Here is a 19411-nt window from a genome sequence, read left to right on the forward strand (position 1 = left end):
CATTCGGTGCGCGGGCACATACCACGTCGAGCGCGGCCTGGCCGGCACCGGCGACAACGAGTGCGACTCGGCTTGGGTGCGCGTCGCCTCCAACTGGGCCGGCAACGGTCCCGGCCATCAGACCCAATGCGGCACGCTGGGCTTGCCGCGCATCGGCAGTGAGGTGCTGGTGGCCTTCCTGGGCGGCGATCCGGATAAGCCGGTGATTGTTGGGCAGCTGTACAACCAGCATGGCGTCCCGCCGGCGTTCAGCGCATTGGATGGATTGCCTGGCAACAGGTATCTGTCGGGGATCAAGAGCCGCGAGATTAAAGGTGGCCGCAACAATCGGCTGCGGCTGGACGATACGGCCGGCCAAATCAGTGCACAGTTGGCAAGCGACCATGCTCGTAGCGAGTTAAATCTCGGCTTTCTTACACAAGATAGGGAGCGAGGGCATGGCAATCAACGTGGTGACGGTGCAGAGCTTACTACAGACGAGTACTTAGCACTACGTGCTGGCGAAGGCATCTTGGTCTCGGCCTGGCATCGCCTCAATGGCCGAAGCAAGCAGCTTGACCGCGCGGAATACTTAGGGCTAATCGACGACTGCGTAGAGCTGTTTCGGTCACTTGGGAAATACGCCGCCAAGCATCAGGGTATGCCCGTGGACGATAAGAAGCAAAGTGATCTTCAAGACGCGGCAAAGCGATGGGGACAGGAAAGTGGTACGCCATCAGGCGAAACGGGCTCTGCTTTCATAGGAGTTACGTCCCCTGACGGAATCAGTTTTGCCACATCCAAGGCGATCGTCAGCTATGCCGCAGCCAATTTGGACACGGTAGCAGGCGATCACTTGCAAATGACAGCAGGCCAACGCATCAATCTCAACGCTGGCAAAGGTATTTCTCTTTTCTCTCAAAGCGGTGGACTCAATGCAATTGCGCATTTCGGCAAGTTCTTACTTCAGAGCCAACACGACGACACACGTATCGACTCGGCTAAAGACATGAAAGTAACAGCCAGAAAACGCATGATCATCATGGCCGAAGAAATCGTGTTCGTGAACACGGGAGGTGCCTACATCAGCTTGAAGGGGGGTAATTTGGAGCTCGGCGGACCTGGCTCTATGACTGTCAAGACCGATGGCCATTATTGGAACGGCCCGGCAAGCGAGATGGCGGAGCTGCCCACCTTCGGCGAAGGTGACTTCGGCCGCACGCCGCGTCTGCTACGAGCGAGCGACGGGGAGCCCGTCCCGGATGTAACGTTTTGCATTGAAAAGGGTGACGGCGCTGTCCTGACTGGCCACACGGACCAAGTCGGAGAAACGCCAAAAATCACCGGCAACAACGTGCAGAGATTTGTTGCGTCATTTTACGGTCGGCGTTCCTGATTTTTCAGAAAACTTTCTAAGCGGGTGAGAGTGATATGAGTCTTCCTTACCAAGCAAAAGTGACGTCTTACCCGAGCCCTGTGGATGACTGGGGCAATGTCCTGCTGGGCGGGAAAGCCTTTGTTACATTTCTGGACACACCTTACGCCGACGCGATCATGCAATTGCCGCTCCCTGGCATTATCATTTTCGTGCATGGCGTAAATTCGGATGGGGAATGGTATTCAGCAACGGAAGAAGGACTTTGCCAAGGTCTCAACGAGCGCCTTAAACGTTGCAATGAGCACATGGCGTTCCCTACGCCTGAAGGCGGCCAGTTGACTTCCGCTGCATATGCCGCCGAACTGACTCCTGACGGCTATCTCAATCCAAAGCGATCAGCGAAAAATTTCATTCAGAACGACGATGGTTTTTCTCCTGTAATTCGGTTTCGATGGGGGTATAAAGCGAATAGCCAAGAACTGCGAAAATTCGGTGACTCGATCTATCTGAACGAGCATGGCTACTGGGGCGGCGGTCCGTTCGCCAATGGCTGCACCGCACTGCCGGACTTATGGAGCGAGGGGCTCTCTGACGAACTTTTCCTTTGGATGCGAATTGAGCACCTGAATCCTGTTCCAGGACGTGTGGTGTACCCCTGCCCCCCCAGACCGTATTTTGTACTTGCCGCGTTGCGTTTGGCCAAGTTGATAGAGGCCATCCGTAAAAAGCAGGCAGACGTTCCCATCACATTGGTCTGTCACAGCCAGGGGAATATGGTGGGTATCGCTGCCGCGTTTTTAGGGGACCAGTTCTCGAACGTTTCTGATGTCACAGGTAAAACAGCGCGGTGCGTGGCTGATTCGTACGTCCTGTGCAATCCGCCTTATAGTCTACTGAAGTCGAATTTTACTGAGAATTGGATGCAAGGTGACATGACCGACCCGGAGGGCGGCACGGGGCGCCAGACGGGTGAAGCACGTGCGGCAACCTTACGCGCATTTTTTGACATTATTCGTCAACCTGCTTCGACACTGCAATCGGCGGGGTATATCGATAAGTTTATGGCGAACAAGATGCATCAGTTTGATACGACAATGGACAGGGAAAAATATGGTCTACGAACTACTCACAATACGTGTTGTCGGGTGACCTTGTATTGCACACCTCATGATCAAGTGATCTCTGCGGTGACAGTTCAAGGAATCGGCTGGCGCGGGATGAGCACCGAAGAAATTGAAAGGACGGGCGGGAGGGGAGTCTTCAGCCAACGAGTGTTTGCACATGGGTTTGAAGTTGGATCAGGTGAACGGTATCACTACTGGGAGAATCACTATAGGAAACTGCATGCGGGGGATAATGATTTTTGGTTTCCCCGCTCTCCGAAAGCCAAGTATGACTTAGGGCGGGGATTGAAGGCCGAGGCCGGCTCGATTGGCAAGGTATTTACTATTTTTGGGGCTCCGGTAATGTACATCATTACCCGCGTATTGGGCACCCGTGTAAATGCGCTACCCGACAAGAATTGGTGGATACCTCTCGACGCGCCAAATTTGCCCAAGCCTTTTGCGCCGCAGTCGGTCCGTCTTGGGCAGGTCAGTGAGCAGTTCGATGAAGGCCGTGATAGTCCTTCTGACTATCGCGATCAGCAGCATCCCTATGATTCGAACGATCCATATCACGATAGTTACCTTAACGGCGGAGGCGGAAGCATGAACTCCAAAAAGCATCACAATGTGCCCATGGGTAACATGCAAAGCGAGGCATCGATTCGATACGAAGATCATGCGCGTCTGCGGATGATGACAAAGCGTGCGGGAATGTCTGATAAGGAGGTGACCTGCACTCAAGAAGATGATTTGTCAGCTGCCGATAAAAAATATTTGGCTTGGCGTAAGAATAATATTCAAAGTTTCTTTAAAGAATCTGCCACTGACAATGCTACAGACCACTCAACCATAATGACGAATAGCATGCATGCTCAGCAAGCACTTGCTTATGATGTGGCAATTGGTGTGAGCCACCTTTTAAAATCGGACATGCATCATCTTAGGATTGCTGCCGATTGGCGGCTATTGATGGGAGCGCCTGAAGAGTTTTGTGATAGGAAATATTTAGAATACTTTGATCGGGGGACGCTCGACGGTAGATCTGTTATGGAGTGGGCTCGTTTGGAGGGAAGTGACGGGCGGATGCCGGTAAAGATTGTGGATCGGAGAGAAAATCCGCCACCTCTAAAACCGGAATTTAAGCGCCAATGATGAGATGCGCCTTACATTAGCAGAGTAGGAAATTGGCTCACTTTTTGGCTGTGCTTATGGTTGCAACTATTCTACTATTTCTCAGCCTACGTGCCGATTCATTGTGGTTCTTAACCACTGGAGAAAATATGAATGCCATCATCGCTACGCCTTCGTTTTGTGAAATTGCAAATTTTTCATTGTTTTCTGTCCTAAACAAGAAACGAATTGTTGCGCCGGCAACCGATAAGCCGATTCAACAGATAGCAGTCGCAGAAAAATACCTGGCCCAAGTAGTAGGTGTGCAATGGCTTAACCCGTTGCAGAGACTTGATTACTCGACCGAATGGCAGCTTCTTTGGACTTTGGGACTTGCTCGTCCGAACAAGGATGACGACATGGTGAAAAGTGATCCCAAGTTGTTCTCGACGGTGCAAGTGGTGGGGCCGGTAGCTATAGGAAACAACGGTACTGAAACATTTGAAGGGTATCATAAAAAATACCTCAGGGAATTATTTGTTCGATTTCGCCACGTCTACTTCACGAATAGCAAGTATTTTTACAATGCTCACTCTGAGGATAAAAAGATGTGGCGCGAGTTGGCTGGGATCCATGTAGAGTATGCGTTGCCTAAGGGACGACTTGACTCGAGCGAGGCATCAGAATATACCCAGAAGTATATTGCCGGTACGTTCGATATCGGTAACGTCCACTTTCCCGGTGCTTGGAGCCGGAGCACATTGCCTGATGTGCGTGTAACATTGGGAGGAGCCAACGCAGGTTTCACTTCGCTGGCTGCTGCGCTCGATTTCTTGCAACAGCACCGCGACGAGACTGTCTGGGTTATGAACTGGGATGCGCCTAGTCGTCCCTTAGATGAGCAGTTGAACGAAAACATTGTACTGCTAATCCTCGCTGGCCCGGACTTCAAAACCGAGCGTGAGGCCTTGGCCTGGATCGGCTATCCTGCGACCAAGACAGCATCCGATTTCGAAGCCAAAGAGGGCTTGCCGTCACGCGTTGCGCAAGCTTGGCAAGCAACACTGGGCGAAGCGGCACAGAGGGGCCGAAAGCTGCCAACAGAAATCGGCTACGTCATCCATGACGCCAACGACGAGCATGCCGACTCCCCTCGGCGGCTGGGCAATTTGGCCCAGACGCTTGCCACGCAGTTGCCGGAGCTCGATTTCGCAAAGCAAACCTTCAATACCTCCGCGTTGTTAGGTGAAATGGGCGCCGGTACGGCCCTCACGAACGTAGCGCTCGCAATCGCCTACGCCAACCATATGGGCAAGAACGTACTGGTTGCCGGCACCACCGATATCGAGCACCCTACTGCAGTGTTGGTGACGCCGCCCGCAAAGGTGCGACCGATCAGCCACGATGTGCCATGGTTCAGAGCGCGTGGCGAGAACAATGCTTACATGTGCTGGTGGGGTATTCGGTACGATGCCAAGGAAAGCACGCAAGGCTATTCCCAGTGAAGTGATCGCACGGAGGCCTCATGCGCGGAGTAATAAGATTGAATGATCCTACCAGCCATGGCGGCATGGTAGTTTCAGCTGCCCCCAACAGCAAAGTCATGGGCATCGCGGTCGCCCGCAAAGGCGACTACTGCACATGTCCGATTCCGGGTCACGGCGTCTGCGTGATCGTGGAAGGCGACCCCAAAGTGCTGATCGATGGCGTGCCAGTCGCCTTCGATGGCCACCGAACCAGCTGCGGCGCCGCTCTGATCACTACAATACCTACCAGTGCGCGAGGGTAGGGGATACAATCATCATCGGTTCGCCGTCAATACGGCGCGGACCTTGAGCGACGCGGGCTACTCGCCGACTTCGAAAATCACGGTCATAGGCCCGCTGCCCGCATGGCTCTTATATCGAACAGCGCCGTAGTACACAAACGGTGCCCCCTTACCGTTCTCCAATTTCGTCTCCCGCACAAACAACTGAATCGCGATGCCGCGTTTCTGGTGCCAGATGATGTCTTGCCCGCGCTTGCTCTCTGGCTTGGTTGAGTTTTGGCTTTGCCAATGGAACGTGCGCTCATCGATCCAGTGGTCAAGATAGCGGTGATCCTTCGCCTTGCCTTGCTTGTTGATGGTCACCAGTAGGACGTGCGCATCCCTGCCGGGCAGCGCGACATGACCCACGTTCCAGTTGCCTACATTGTAGGTTTCGCCAAACAGTTCAGGAATCTCCTCCCGCATGAACGATCGGCCAAGAGCCATGTCTAGCGGATCCAACACCGCCTTGAGCCGCGCCAGCGTGCGCATGTTGTCGGTGGCATCCATATCCTTGTACTCGGCATTGCTAGCTCTTAGGATGTAGCCGCCGTCCTGTCCCTTTAATACGGTCCGCAACAAGTACTGGCTACCTTCACCGGTTTCATCCTGCCGTTCAATTGCGATGACCGAACCTGTGATCGCGCCGGCGCGGCTCGGCGTGATGTGTTCCAACAGCAGGTAGTCGCCGTCGTTAATCGGGTGTTTGCCGCCATTCATGGAGTTGCCCGAGGCGCGCGCGATGAAATGCCTTTCCGGATCGAGATGGCCATGACGGGGCCCAAGCGCGCGATATTCCTCTGCATCGGCCGTGCCGGTTTTAAAGTGGCCGCAAGCGATCTTAAGGTTCGGGAAGTACGGCAATTCGATACGGCTGTCTGCATTGCCCGTTCGGCGAAACGGCACCACATTGTCCGCTGGCGCGGTGCTGGCCTGACGCCACTCATAGACGGCCAGCCGATAGTCGATCAGCTCCTGAACCAGCAGCCCGAATTTTTCGTGAAGGCCAAGCGCCGTAGCGAACGATGGTTGGAAGCGGCCGGCCTCCACGCGGAAATAGACAGCCGCGCCGGCGGATCGATTTGCACCCGTCCAGGCCTTAATCGGATTGTCCATCCAATAGCGATACCAAGTCTTGTCGGCGTCGTCCGCGGTGCGATGGGCTTCAGGCAGGTCACCAAGTAACGTGCGTCGCCGCTGGAGCACGCGCCAAGAGCGTTGTGCTAACTCGTCAGTAGTGGGAGCATTGCGCCAACCGTCCAATTCCTGAAACGCCTCAAGCAGCACCATCTTGAAGCTCTTAGTCATGTTGGTCGTCTCGACCTCGCGCAGGAATGCGCGGTGTTTCGCGGCGATCTCCTGTTCGTCCGGATCAAGGTCGTCCATCGCCTCCACCAAGGTAAACCAAGATTGGAAATCGCTCCGCATGGCCTGCATGCTGGAGCCGGATCGGTAGAACTCCGCCAACGTCGGCCGCCGGCCTAGACTGTTGCGCAAAGCCGCATACTCGTTCCGGATCCCATCGCCATCCAGCGACTTCAGGAAGTCGATCAGCTCCAAGTCATAGTTGACGTAGCAGCCGTCGGGGAGGAGGAGTTGGTTCGCTTGCGCCTTGCGCGCGAAATCCGCCAAGTGCCTAGCTTCCTTGCCGAACAGTGCCAGCGGCTTGTGCAGGAAGCTCTTATGGTTGCCGATGAAGTCGAGAATGACCAGCTTGTCCTTTCCTGCGCTCTTGCGCAAACCCCGGCCCAGTTGCTGGAGAAACAGAATTTTCGATTCGGTCGGGCGCAGCATCATTACCGTGTCGATCTCGGGTAAGTCCACGCCCTCGTTGAAAAAATCGACCGAGAAAATAACCGCCAGGCGGCCGTCCCGCAGTCGTTCAAGTGCATCGCCACGGCTCATGTGCGACCCCGCATAGACAGCCGCGCAAGCGATGCCGGCTTTGCTGAACTGCGCCTCCATGAAGTCGGCGTGCTTGGTCGATACGCAGAACGCCAGCGTGCGTTCCTGCTTGCGTAGCGACCACTCCCGCAAAGCGTGCTTTGCGCGCGCGAGCGTTGCCAGCTTGTTCGACAGTTGATGTTGATCGAAGCGATTGCTGCGCCAAGGGATTTCCGTGTAATCCACCGAACTGTCGAAAATGCCGTAGTAGTGGAACGGCGCCAACAGCTTGGAGCGGATGCCCTCGAATAGGCTGCAGGTGAACACCAGGTTGTCGTCGCATAGGGACAAGATGTCCGACTGGTCGGAGCGTTCCGGTGTCGCGGTCAATCCCAGCAAGAAGCGCGGCGTGAAGTATGCGAGCAGTCGCCGATACGTGGCGGCGGACGCATGATGGAATTCATCGACGACCACGTAGTCAAAATGGTAGGGAGAAAAGCGCTCCAGGTGTTCGTTGCGGCTCAGCGTCTGCACGGATGCGCAGAGCACGTCCACTTCGACATCGCGCGACTGCCCCGCGTAAAAGCCTACGCGGAAGTTTGGGCGGATTCGAAGGAACGTCTCTGCGGCTTGATTCAGAATCTCTTCGCGATGCGCGACGAACAGGATGCGCTTGGCGCCGAGTTGCGCCGCGTCGAACGCAGCCAGCCAAGTCTTGCCCAGGCCAGTGGCCAGCACGACCAGGCCACTGCGATAACCCTCGCTGCGCGTCTCCGCCAGCGCCGCTAAGGCGCTGGTTTGTACGCTCGTCGGTTTGGGCGGCGGGTCTTGCTCTAGGCTGCCCGCTTCCACAGCAAGCGGCAATGTGACGCGGCGCGCCTCGTAGTTGTCGATCCAAGCGTCGGTCAATGGAACGCTGCGCACGTTGGCAAATAATTCGTCGAACCGGGAACGCGCTTCCAGAAAGCCGTTATCGCCGGGATAGTTGATGCGATAGTTCCATTCCAAGCCATGCTGCAAGGCCTGCCTGCTGATATTGCTGGAGCCAATGAATGCGGTACCTGTCAGACCCAGCTTGGAATTAAAGCCAGCGAACAAATATGCTTTCAGGTGAAAGCTACTGCCGGCGGACTCGTACACTTTGACTTGCGCTCCGAGTTCCTGCAACAGCATCAGATGTCGCAGGGCTTCCGTGTCCGTTACGTCCAGGTAGTCGCTGGTGAGGATGCGGACCCGCGCACGTACACGACCCTGGTTGCTATCGCGCTGCAGCGCGCTTTGCAGATCGGGCAGTAGCAGGCGCAGGCCGCTAGTTTTGACGAATGCGACTGCCATGTCGATATCGGTGGCCTGATTGATTGCGCTGCAAAGGTGAGGGAGGAAGGGCGCCTTACCGCCGGTGACCAGCTTTTCCTCCACCGTGGGCGAACGGAATACTAAGGAGTTGATCCACTGTTCGGTGCGCCCTGGCCTCTGATCGGTGGTCACCCAATACTCCGTGCCGCGCACATCGGAGAGGGTGGAGAACCACTCGCGCAATTGACCTTCATTAGCATCGGTGAAATGCCGACCGTCGTGGACTCGATCAGCCATTCCCAGTTTGAAGCTGAGGTAGAACGTACCGCCTGGTTTCAGCGAAGCCCATAGGCATTGCAGGGTTTGAGGTATGTCGGATCGAGCAACATGCAGCAGGCTGGCACAGGCCCAGACTCCGTCGTAGCAGGATTGCTCTCGGACGTCTAGAAAACTGCGAACGGAAACGTCGATTCCGGCGTGCTGACTGGCTAGACGGGCCAACTCGTCTGACGCGTCGAAGGCTACGGGCCGGTAGCCGCGATTTTGAAACGCTTTCGAGTCGCGGCCTGAGCCGCACCCTGCATCGAGGATTACACCGCCTACGGCTACGGATGACAGAAAGAGGTCATGCAATGCTGTCATGTCCACTGTGGAAGTATCCGAAAAGAAGCTGTCCGCGTTCTGGTTGTAATAGCCAATGGTCAGATGGATAGGAATCGCAAACCTCGAGATGGAAGATTTCGTTCTAGTAGTTAAAAAAAAGCCGACCTGTCGGTCGGCTCTTGGACATGAATTGACCTTGTAGGCGTCCCCATAAACTGGCACACCGTTCATTGTTCTTTCATAGGGAACGGCCAAAATTGCGGAAGCATAAATTGGCACGAAGTTACCCAAAAACGGGCAAACGAGACAAGAACAAAACAAGTTACGTTTATGTGGCTGCGCCAACATCACAAGTTACAAGTATCGCATAAAGCTGACGCGCCGTCCTCTTCTGGCTGGGTGACTTGTTTGGTAAGCGTGATCCCATGGCCGTCTTGAAATCTATTTCTTTCCCCATCCGTTCACGGCCATCCGTAACAAAGCCGCGTTGGCTGCACGCTTGTCAAACACGTTGGCATCGAAGTCGCCGCCTGCCCAGTCAAGCATTTCACGGGCCTCCTGGCTGCGGGGGCTGCGTTCGATAGTGTCGAGGAAATTGATGTAGCCAGGCGGGCCGCCGATGTCTTCTGGCGGGCAGGCGCCGGCGCCGTCGACCACGGTGGCATACCCCAGTTTTTCGGAGGCTTCGGAGATGCTCTCAATGTGGACGGTATGCGTCCACGAATCGCCAAAGTCGTACAGATAGATGAATCGCTGGCCAGGATAGACGAGGCGCCCCAGTCTGGCCTTGCGGTCATCAAATGGGCCCTGGTCTGGCGCCTCAGTCAGGTCGAGTACGTACTCGTTGTCGAGCATAGCGTAGGTATCGTCTTCGATATCAAATTGATGCAGGTGCGACGAGGTCCAGCCGAATGATGCCTGAAAGATGTGGTGCAAGTTGCGCAGCGTAATGTCGCCATCGACTTGGATGCGGCGCCAGACGGGGGGCGCAACATCATCGATGCTGACGTGGAGGGTGAGGATTTGAGCTGGTTTTGCCATGGGCGGAAGAAGCGGTGATTGAGCCGCTGGCGAAACGCGCGCGGCTCAGGTGAAGGGAGTGGTCGCCAGTGTATCAGCCAGGTTCCAGGGTAGGAAGTCCTGCACCCGGTTGACGGGATGCTCGGCGATGCGCTCCAGCACGTGGCGCAGCCAAGCCTCGGGGTCGACGCTATTGAGCTTGGCCGTGCCGATCAAGCCGTAGACGGCGGCCGCGCGCTCGCCGCCGCTGTCGGCGCCGGCAAAAAGGAAGTTGCGCCGGCCCAGTGCAACGCCGCGCAGCGCCCGCTCGGCGGCCGAGTTGTCGATCTCGATGCTGCCGTCGTCGACATACCAGGTCAGGGCTGGCCAAAGCTTGAGCGCGTACAGGATCGCCGCTGCCGTATCGGATTTGCGAGAGAGCGTGGCAAGCGTGGCGTGCAGCCAGCGCTCCAGGTCTTCGAGTAGTGGCCTGGCCCGCGCCTGCCGTATGGCGAGGCGCTCGTCCGACGGTTTGCCGCGGATGGCTTCTTCGATGGCGTATAACTCTCCGATGCGGCGCAGGGCCTCAGCGGTCAAGGCAGACGGGCGCGCCGCGTGCAGGTCATAAAACTTGCGCCGCGCGTGCGCCCAGCACGCCGCTTCGACGACGCGCCCGCTGTCGTAGACGGCGTTGAAGCCGGCATACGCGTCGGCCTGCAGCACGCCAGTAAAGTTGGCCAGGTGCGCTTGCGGATGCTCTCCCTTGCGGTCAGGCGAGTACGCAAACCACACGGCGGGCGGCTCGTTGGCGCCGCTGGCACGGTCGTCGCGCACATAGGCCCACAGGCGCGCCGTGCGCGTCTTGTCGTTACCGGGCGCGAGCACAGGCAGCGGGGTGTCGTCGGCGTGCAGCTTAGTCGCAGCGAAGACGTGGCGACGCAGCGCCTCGTCCAAGGGACGCAGCAGCGCGCTGGCCGCGCCCACCCAGCTGGCCAGCAGGGAGCGCTCCAGTTCCACGCCCTCGCGCGCGTAGATCACGCTCTGACGGTACAGGGGCACGTGGTCAGCGTACTTCGCTACCAGGACGTGGGCCAGCAAGCCCGGGCCAGGCAGGCCGCGTTCGATGGGACGGCTGGCCGCCGGCGCCTGCACGATTCGATCGCAGCAGGCACAGGCCAGCTTGGGACGCACATGACGGATGACGCGGAAACTCGCCGGCACATACTCCAGCTGTTCCGACACGTCTTCGCCCATGGCCTTGAGTTTGCCGCCGCAATCCGGGCAAGCCTGACTGGATGGAAGCAGTACGCGGTCTTCGCGCGGCAGATGCGGCGGCAGCGGCTTGCGCTCGGACTTCCTGCGCGGCGCCATCTCCACAGGCGCCTGTGCTTCGGCCACCACCGCTTCGGCTTCCAGGTCTTCGAGCTTGAGTTTCAGCTGTTCGATTTGCTGGTCGAGCTTCTCGGAGCGGCGGCCAAACTGCATGCGTCGCAGCTTGGCCAGCACCAACTTGAGGTGCTCGATTTCAGCGGTGCGAGTCGATAGTTCAGCGCACAGGTGCACCACGCGCGCTTCGCTAGCAAGCAGCATCGCCTTCAAGGCAGCGATATCGTCGGGCAAGTGGGCGGCATCAAGCATGCGGCCCAGTTTACGCGGAGTGTGCCACGTTTACAAGGCCGACTGCGGGCGCCAAGTGCGCTCGGGCCGGCGCCAGTCGATTCCTTCCAATAGCATCGAGAGCTGCGCTTGCGTCAGCGTCACGACGCCATCATTGGCTTGCGGCCAGACGAAGCGGCCGCGCTCCAGCCGTTTGCACAGCAGGCACAGGCCATCGCCGGTCCACCACAGCACCTTCACTAGGTCGCCGCGCCGCCCACGGAACACGAACACGTGGCCGCTGTACAGGTCTTCCTTCAGCGCCGTCTCCACCTTCGCGGCCAGGCCGTTGAAACCGGAGCGCATGTCGGTCACGCCGGCCGCCAGCCAGATGCGGGTGCCAGCGGGCAGGCCGATCACGGACGCAACCCCTGCAGCACGAGCGCCAACGTGGCCGGATCGGGCGCGCCATGAATGCAGACCGTCGCTTGGCCCAACTGGATCTCGATGCTACCAGCGCAAGCGGCACCGACGCTGGGCGGTTCTTTCGGCTCGGTTGCCAGCGCCACCGGCAGAAACTGCGTCGCCGTGTCGAGCACACCGGCACGCAGTTGGCGCCGCCAGCGAAACAGCATGTTCGTGTTCAGACCGTGCTGCAGCGCCAACTGCGCTACCGCCACCGTCTTGTCGCATGCCTGCTGCGCCAGCTGCCGCTTGAACTCCAGCGGATAGTTCGTGCTGCGTCGGCGCTTCTTTTGTTCTGCTTCACTTACCAAGATAGTCCCCACCAAAAATAATGGGGACTACTTTGCGTCTGAAGCTATCGCGTGTCTATACGGTGCTGAGACGACGCTTACGTTGAAAGCGACAGTGCAAAGCGCGAAGAAGATGCTTGCCACGATACCTACCACCGCTGGCCCAATCAAGGTCTCGCGCTCGCTCCGGGAAAGTTTCATTTGGGGGTCTTCAAGCTTCGAAGTTAATCGGCTAGTGGACTGTCAGAGGACCGCCCCCCAAAGGTGAGCCGAGATCTGAACTTCCTGGCACTTCCTGAAACTAAAAACCCGCGTTCTCACTTGGAGAAACGCGGGTCTCGGGTCCTTCTGGAACTGCTTGGATTCAATTCTTGGCAGATGCTTCCCAAAATCTCAGTTTATGGTTCCCGCTACAACCTCTACACGTCAATATTCCCCGCCCGCAGCGCATTCGTCTCAATAAAGTTCCTACGCGGCTCCACATCATCCCCCATCAGCGTGGTGAAGATCTGGTCCGCCGCGATGGCATCCTCAATCTGCACCTTCAGCAAACGGCGCACCTGCGGATCCATGGTGGTCTCCCACAGCTGATCCGGGTTCATCTCACCCAGACCTTTGTAGCGCTGCTTGGACACCACGCGTTCCGCTTCATCGCGCAGCCACTGCATCGCGTGGTGGAAGTCCACCACGGCCGAATCCTTGGTGCGGTCGCCTTCGCCGCGGCGGATCACAGCGCCTTCGCCGATCAAGCCCTCAAACGTCGCTGCCGCGTTGGCCAGCGTGGCGTAATCCGCGCTCTGCACAAAGTCCGCGTCGATCGAGCACACCTTCACGTTACCATGGTGCATGCGCTCGATGCGCAGCGCGTGCTTCTCGCTCAGCTCGTCCGACACCACCGTCACGGTCACGGCCGGGTCGTTGATGCGGTCCGCCATGGCCTTGGCCGAAGCCTCCGCCTGCGCCAGCGTTTCCATATTCAGGGTCACGCCGGTCATGATGGCGGTCAGCGCGGCGCGGTCGATCACGCGGGTTAAACGCATCATGATGGCGTTGGCGGTGTTGTACTGGCGTGCCAGTTCGGCCAGCGGCTCGCCCTGGATCACGTCGGCGCCTTCGCGCGGGGTCAGGGCGGCGGTGTTCAGCGCTACGGTCATCATGTAGCTGGCTTCCTCCACGTCGTCCTTCAGGTAGCGCTCGTCGCGGCCGGCCTTCACCTTGTACAGCGGCGGCTGGGCGATGTAGATGTGGCCGCGTTCCACCAGCTGCGGCATCTGGCGGTAGAACAGGGTCAGCAGCAGGGTGCGGATGTGCGCGCCGTCGACGTCCGCATCGGTCATGATGATGATGCGGTGGTAGCGCAGCTTGTCGGCGTTGAACTCGTCCGGGCCGATGGAAGTGCCCAGCGTGGCGATCAGCGTGGTGATCTGCTCGGACGACAGCATCTTCTCGAAGCGCGCCTTTTCCACGTTCAGCACTTTACCGCGCAGCGGCAGGATAGCCTGGAACTTGCGGTCGCGGCCCTGCTTGGCGGAACCGCCTGCGGAGTCACCCTCGACGATGTACAGTTCGCACAGCGCCGGGTCTTTTTCCTGGCAGTCGGCCAGCTTGGCCGACAGGCCCAGGCCGTCCATCACGCCTTTGCGGCGGGTCAGGTCGCGGGCCTTGCGGGCCGCTTCGCGCGCGCGCGCCGCTTCCACGATCTTGCCGCAGATGATCTTGGCGTCGTTCGGCTTTTCCATCAGGAAGTCGGTCAGCGTCTTGGCCACGATTTCCTCAACCGGGCCGCGCACTTCGGACGACACCAGCTTGTCCTTGGTCTGCGAGGAGAACTTCGGCTCCGGCACTTTCACGCTCAGCACGCAGGTCAGGCCTTCGCGCATGTCGTCGCCGGAAATTTCCACTTTCGCCTTCTTGGCGAAGTCGTTCTCGTCAATGTACTTGTTGATCACGCGCGTCATCGCGGCGCGCAGGCCGGTCAGGTGGGTGCCGCCGTCGCGCTGCGGAATGTTGTTGGTGAAGCACAGCACCTGCTCGTTGTAGGCGTCGTTCCATTGCATGGAGACGTCCACCGAGATGGTGGTGTTCTGGTCCGACTGGCGCTCGCCGGTGGCCTGGAAAATGGTGGGGTGCAGCGTGGTCTTGGCTTTGTTGATGTATTCCACGAAGCCGCGCGTGCCGCCTTCGAACGCGAACACGTCTTCCTTGCCGGTGCGCTGGTCGGTCAGCTTGATGTTCACGCCGTTGTTCAGGAAGGACAGCTCGCGGATGCGCTTGGCCAGGATCTCGTAGTGGAATTCCACGTGCGTGAAGATTTCCTCGTCGGCCCAGAAGTGCACGTCGGTGCCGCGCTTGTCGGTCTCGCCGATCACCTTGATCGGGGACACGGCGAAGCCGTCCTTCTGTTCGATTTCGCGGTTCTGCGGCACGCCGCGCACAAATTCCATGTAGTGCACTTTGCCGTCGCGGCGGATGGTCAGCTTGAGCAGCTTGGACAGCGCGTTCACGCAGGACACGCCCACGCCGTGCAGGCCGCCCGATACCTTGTACGAGTTCTGGTCGAACTTGCCGCCGGCGTGCAGTTCGGTCATCACGATTTCAGCGGCCGAGCGTTTCGGGTCGTGCTTGTCGTCCATCTTCAGGCCGGTCGGTACGCCGCGGCCGTTGTCGGTGATCGAGATCGAGTTGTCCGAGTGGATGGTGACGTGGATTTCCGTGCAGTGGCCGGCCAGCGATTCGTCGATGGAGTTGTCCAGCACTTCGAACACCAGGTGGTGCAGGCCGGTGCCGTCGGAGGTGTCGCCGATGTACATGCCAGGGCGCTTGCGTACGGCTTCGAGGCCTTCCAGGATCTGAATGGACGCGGCGCCGTATTCTTCCACCTTGGCTGCCTGGATCGGTTGTTCGTTTTGGCTCTCGGACATGGACTGCTTTCTCTGTAATCTTGTTGACTCGGTGCTGCGGTTGGCGGGTGGCGCGCGCCGCACTCGGCGTGCCGCGTTCACCCGCCCTACGGTATGCGTGCCGCTTAAATGCGCATCGGCATCACAACGTATTTGAAGTCGGCGTTGTCAGGGATGGAGATCAGCGCGGACGAGTTGGAGTCGCCCAGCGCGATGTTGATCTGGTCGCACTTCAGGTTGTTCAGCACGTCCAGCAGGTAGGTCACGTTGAAGCCGATGTCCACGCTCACGCCGCCGTAGTCGATTTCCAGCTCTTCCACTGCCTCTTCCTGGTCGGCATTGGTGGAGCTGATCTTCAGGCTGCCCGGGGTGATGATGCAGCGCACGCCCTTGAACTTGTCGCTGGTCATGATGGCGGCGCGCTGCAGCGAGCGCAGCAGCTCGTCGCGGCCGATGGTGAAGTCGTTGGTGTAGCCCTTCGGGATCACGCGCGTGTAGTCGGGGAACTTGCCTTCCACCAGCTTCGAAATCAGTTCGATGTCGGCAAAGGTCAGTTTCACCTGGTTGGCGGCGATGTCCAGCTGCACCGGCTCGTCGTTTTCTTCCAGCAGGCGCTGCAGTTCGATGATGGTCTTGCGCGGGATGATTACTTCCTGGCGCTCGAACGCTTGCTCGGTTTCCACCTGGCAGAACGCCAGGCGGTGGCCGTCGGTGGCCACGGCGATCACGTTCTTGCCGTCCAGCACCAGCAGCAGGCCGTTCAGGTAGTAGCGGATGTCCTGCTGCGCCATCGAGAAGTGCACCATGTTGAACAGGTGCTTCAGCGTTTTTTGCGGCAAGGTGAAGGAGGCGTTGTAGCTTTCGGCTTCCTGCACGGTGGGGAATTCTTCGGCGGCCAGGGTCTGCAGGGCGAAGCGTGACTTGCCGGTTTGCACGGTCAGGCGCTTGTTCAGCAGGGTCATGGTCACGTCGCCGGATTCCGGCAGCGCGCGCAGGATGTCGAGCAGCTTGCGGGCGGCCACGGTGGTGCCGGTCACGTCGGTGCCGGAACCGATGGCGGCGTTGGTGGTGATCTGCACTTCGGTGTCGGTAGACAGGAAGGAAACGCTTTCGCCGTCCTTGCGGATGAGGATATTGGCCAGAATCGGCATAGTGTGCCGACGCTCGACAATACCGCTCACGATCTGCAGTGGCCGAAGTAGCGTATCTCGGGTGGTTTTGACCAATTGCATATTTATCCTCAATATGAAAGTAACGATACGTTTATATCAACAAATTTATTGCTGAGCCTGCCCATGATAAGGGCAAACCGGCGGTTTTCAAACCGGGGCCGGGCCCCGGGTTGGTTCAACCTTTCAGGGTCTGCTCCAGCACGTGCAGCTCGTGGTTGCACTCGGGATTCTTGGTGCGGTCCAGGGCGATCTTGCGCACCGCGTGCAGCACCGTGGTGTGGTCGCGGCCGCCGAACAGCTCGCCGATTTCCGGCAGGCTCTTCTGCGTCAGCTCCTTGGCCAGGTACATCGCAATCTGGCGCGGGCGGGCGATGTTGGCCGGGCGGCGCTTGGAATACATGTCCGCCACCTTGATGTTGAAGAAGTCGGCCACCGTCTTCTGGATGTTTTCCACCGAAATCTGGCGGTTCTGCACCGACAGCAAATCTTTCAGCGCTTCCTTCACGATGTCGATCGTGATGTCCTTGCCGTGGAAGCGCGAGTACGCCAGGATCTTGCGCAGCGCGCCCTCCAGCTCGCGCACGTTGGAGCGCAGGTGCTTGGCCACGAAGAAGGCCACGTCGTCCGAGAACGTCACGCCTTCCTGTTTCGCCTTTTTCAGCAGGATCGCCACCCGCATTTCCAGCTCCGGCGGCTCGATCGCCACCGTCAGGCCGGAGTCGAAGCGCGAGATCAGGCGGTCGTCCATGCCCGTGATTTCCTTCGGATAGGTATCCGAGGTAATGATGATCTGCTTCTTGGCCGCGATCAGCGCTTCGAACGCGTAGAAGAATTCCTCTTGGGTACGGCTCTTGCCGCCAAAGAACTGAATATCATCGATCAGCAGCATGTCCAGCGAGTGGTAGTAATGCTTGAAGTCGTCGAAACCCTTGCGCTGGTAAGCGGTCACTACGTCGCGAACGTACTGTTCCGCGTGGATGTAGCGGATGCGCGCGCCCGGCTGGTCGGCCATCACCTGGTTGCCGATGGCGTGGATCAGGTGGGTCTTGCCCAGGCCCACGCCGCCGTAGAAGAACAGCGGGTTGTAGGACACGCCAGGATTGTTCGCGACCTGGATGGCGGCGGCGCGCGCCAGCTGGTTGGCCTTGCCGGTCACGAAGCTGTCGAAGGTCAGGTCGGTGTTGACGCGGCTTTGCTCGCGGCGCGGCGAATTGCCGATGTTGTACTCGGGCGAGCCCGGGCTGGCGGCGGCCTGGTCGCTGGCGCGCTGGGCGCTCATGTCCGGCACCGACGGCGCGCTGCTGTGGATGATGCCGGCGCTCGAGGCAGCCACGGGCTTCTTGGCCGCGTTCAGGCGCGGGTCCAGCACGAACTGCACTTCGGTCGGCGCTTCCCAGTACTGGCAGGCGAGGGCGGTAATGCGGCTGGCGAACTGGGACTTCACCCAATCGAGCTTGAAGCGGTTGGGCGCAGCAACGCGCAGCTTGCCATCCTCGTAGTCGAGGGGCACCAGCGGCTTAATCCAGGCACTGAATTGTTGCGGCGTCAGCTCCAGCTCCAGTTGAGCGGAACAGGTCTGCCAGAAATTATCCATGAATCTTCTATCTGTAAGGGTGCGCACGAGCGTTCTAATCGCCGCGCGTAACACGCTATTCTACCCGCGAAGTCGGAAGTTATCCACAGGCACGACGCGAAAATTTGCATGCCCGCGGCACCCTGCGGCGGCGAAAGAGTGGGCGGCTAGTCGACCGCGTGTTGACAAGCGGGACCGAAATGCCGATAATTCAGGGTTCCCCGCCCGTATGCCGTGTTTAAACCACAATATGGAGTAAGCGTGGATTGAAGCGGGCGATGAGATGGACCCAGCTTGTGCCGGACGGCATAAGTGCGCGAAATGTCATTGGCACCAATAATTGACGAAGCCTAGCGCCTCGATTCCGTATTTTTTTGCTTTTTCAGCGAGACCAACATGAAACGTACTTACCAACCTTCCGTCGTACGCCGTAAGCGTACCCACGGCTTCCGCGCACGTATGGCTACCCGTGGCGGCCGCGCAGTTCTGAACGCACGCCGCGGCAAGGGCCGCAAGCGTCTGGCTGTATAAGCCACACGCTTGTTAGCTGATCGCGTGGAAAGCTGTCCTTCAAACGGCTCGACAGGCGAAGGTTCACACGACTTCGCACGCGCTCGGCGCATCGTTAAAACGGATGAATTTTCATCCGTTTTTCGTTTGCGCCCCGCGCAAAAAAGCGCGCACTTCGTCCTGTACACCCGACCCAACCAGTTGCCGCATGCGCGGCTGGGCGTCGTGGTGGCCAAGCGTTTTGCGCCGCGCGCCGTCACGCGCAACACCATCAAACGCGTCACCCGCGAACTGTTCCGCGTGACCGGCCTGCCTCCTATCGACTGCGTGGTGCGCCTGTCCCGCCCGGTCAACAGCAAGGACGGCCCGGCTACCACGGCCAAGCTCAAGGCGGAACTGCGCCAGGAGCTCACGCGCCTGTTCGCGTCGCAGAACAAAGCCCGGCCCGCCAAATGATCAGGCAAGCGATCAAGCTGATCAGCTCGGCGGCAGGCAAGCTGCTTACCCTGCTGCTGCGCTTTTACCAGCTGGCTATCAGTCCCATGCTGGGGCCGCGCTGCCGTTTCTATCCCAGCTGCTCGAACTACGCCCTGGAAGCCATCCGCGTCCATGGCGCCGGGCGCGGCGGCTGGCTGGCGGCGCGCCGCATCTGCCGCTGCCATCCCTGGAATGCGGGCGGGCTCGATCCCGTCCCAGCCAAGAATTCCTCGACCGCTTGCGGTTGCAACCACACCTGATAAATA

The 19411-nt window shown here is 58.8% G+C and carries 15 protein-coding genes; 7 read left to right on the forward strand and 8 right to left on the reverse strand.

The features are described from left to right. The 4 genes from ASD15_RS12850 to ASD15_RS31700 form a co-directional block, all read left to right on the forward strand. Positions 1-1375, forward strand: a 1375-nt coding sequence (locus ASD15_RS12850; RefSeq protein ID WP_157200925.1) for a DUF2345 domain-containing protein, incomplete at its 5' end; no start/stop codon positions are given. Between the two features lie 35 nt (positions 1376-1410). Further along, on the forward strand, positions 1411-3615 hold the full coding sequence (locus ASD15_RS31695) for a hypothetical protein (protein ID WP_082551807.1): 2205 nt from the start codon (positions 1411-1413) through the stop codon (positions 3613-3615). 128 nt (positions 3616-3743) lie between these two features. Next, positions 3744-5078 carry a hypothetical protein gene (locus ASD15_RS12860; RefSeq protein ID WP_229418170.1) on the forward strand — a complete coding sequence of 445 codons (1335 nt, stop codon included), beginning with the start codon at positions 3744-3746 and terminating at the stop codon, positions 5076-5078. 20 nt (positions 5079-5098) lie between these two features. Then, entirely contained in the window at positions 5099-5362 is a 264-nt protein-coding gene (locus ASD15_RS31700) for a PAAR domain-containing protein (protein ID WP_082551809.1), read from the forward strand. A gap of 57 nt (positions 5363-5419) precedes the next feature. Here the strand turns inward: ASD15_RS31700 and ASD15_RS12865 are convergent, their stop codons facing one another. The 8 genes from ASD15_RS12865 to dnaA form a co-directional block, all read right to left on the reverse strand. Continuing rightward, complete coding sequence (locus ASD15_RS12865) at positions 5420-9394, reverse strand: DUF3427 domain-containing protein (RefSeq protein WP_082551810.1); 3975 nt, start codon at positions 9392-9394, stop codon at positions 5420-5422. Positions 9395-9604: 210 nt separating this feature from the next. After that, positions 9605-10204, reverse strand: coding sequence for a plasmid pRiA4b ORF-3 family protein (locus ASD15_RS12870; protein ID WP_057155388.1), 600 nt, complete (start codon positions 10202-10204; stop codon positions 9605-9607). 45 nt (positions 10205-10249) lie between these two features. Next, the gene (locus tag ASD15_RS12875) at positions 10250-11800 is read right to left on the reverse strand and encodes an IS66 family transposase (RefSeq protein WP_057155389.1); all 1551 of its coding nucleotides are present in this window, start codon (positions 11798-11800) and stop codon (positions 10250-10252) included. 30 nt (positions 11801-11830) lie between these two features. Next, on the reverse strand, positions 11831-12178 hold the full coding sequence (tnpB, locus tag ASD15_RS12880; RefSeq protein ID WP_057155390.1) for an IS66 family insertion sequence element accessory protein TnpB: 348 nt from the start codon (positions 12176-12178) through the stop codon (positions 11831-11833). Beyond that, positions 12175-12534 (reverse strand): transposase, encoded by a 360-nt coding sequence (locus ASD15_RS12885; protein WP_057155413.1) that lies wholly within the window; start codon positions 12532-12534, stop codon positions 12175-12177. The genes tnpB and ASD15_RS12885 overlap by 4 nt, the downstream gene beginning before the upstream one ends. Before the next feature lie 398 nt (positions 12535-12932). Continuing rightward, positions 12933-15434, reverse strand: coding sequence for a DNA topoisomerase (ATP-hydrolyzing) subunit B (gene gyrB / locus ASD15_RS12890; protein ID WP_057155391.1), 2502 nt, complete (start codon positions 15432-15434; stop codon positions 12933-12935). A 104-nt stretch (positions 15435-15538) separates the two neighbouring features. Continuing rightward, positions 15539-16645, reverse strand: coding sequence for a DNA polymerase III subunit beta (gene dnaN / locus ASD15_RS12895; protein ID WP_057155392.1), 1107 nt, complete (start codon positions 16643-16645; stop codon positions 15539-15541). A 115-nt stretch (positions 16646-16760) separates the two neighbouring features. Then, positions 16761-18179, reverse strand: coding sequence for a chromosomal replication initiator protein DnaA (gene dnaA / locus ASD15_RS12900; RefSeq protein WP_057155393.1), 1419 nt, complete (start codon positions 18177-18179; stop codon positions 16761-16763). Between the two features lie 375 nt (positions 18180-18554). Between dnaA and rpmH the strand changes: the two genes are divergently transcribed. The 3 genes from rpmH to yidD are packed head-to-tail and all read left to right on the forward strand — an operon-like array spanning position 18555 to position 19405. Continuing rightward, on the forward strand, positions 18555-18689 hold the full coding sequence (gene rpmH / locus ASD15_RS31705; RefSeq protein ID WP_082551811.1) for a 50S ribosomal protein L34: 135 nt from the start codon (positions 18555-18557) through the stop codon (positions 18687-18689). A 24-nt stretch (positions 18690-18713) separates the two neighbouring features. After that, positions 18714-19124 (forward strand): ribonuclease P protein component, encoded by a 411-nt coding sequence (gene rnpA / locus ASD15_RS12905; protein WP_082551812.1) that lies wholly within the window; start codon positions 18714-18716, stop codon positions 19122-19124. Beyond that, a complete protein-coding gene (gene yidD, locus ASD15_RS12910) occupies positions 19121-19405 on the forward strand; it encodes a membrane protein insertion efficiency factor YidD (protein WP_057155395.1) in 285 nt (94 codons plus the stop codon). The genes rnpA and yidD overlap by 4 nt, the downstream gene beginning before the upstream one ends. The last annotated feature ends 6 nt before the right edge of the window (positions 19406-19411 follow it).

It is taken from the genome of Massilia sp. Root351, assembly GCF_001425045.1.
In the GTDB taxonomy this organism is placed as follows: Bacteria; Pseudomonadota; Gammaproteobacteria; order Burkholderiales; family Burkholderiaceae_D; genus Rugamonas.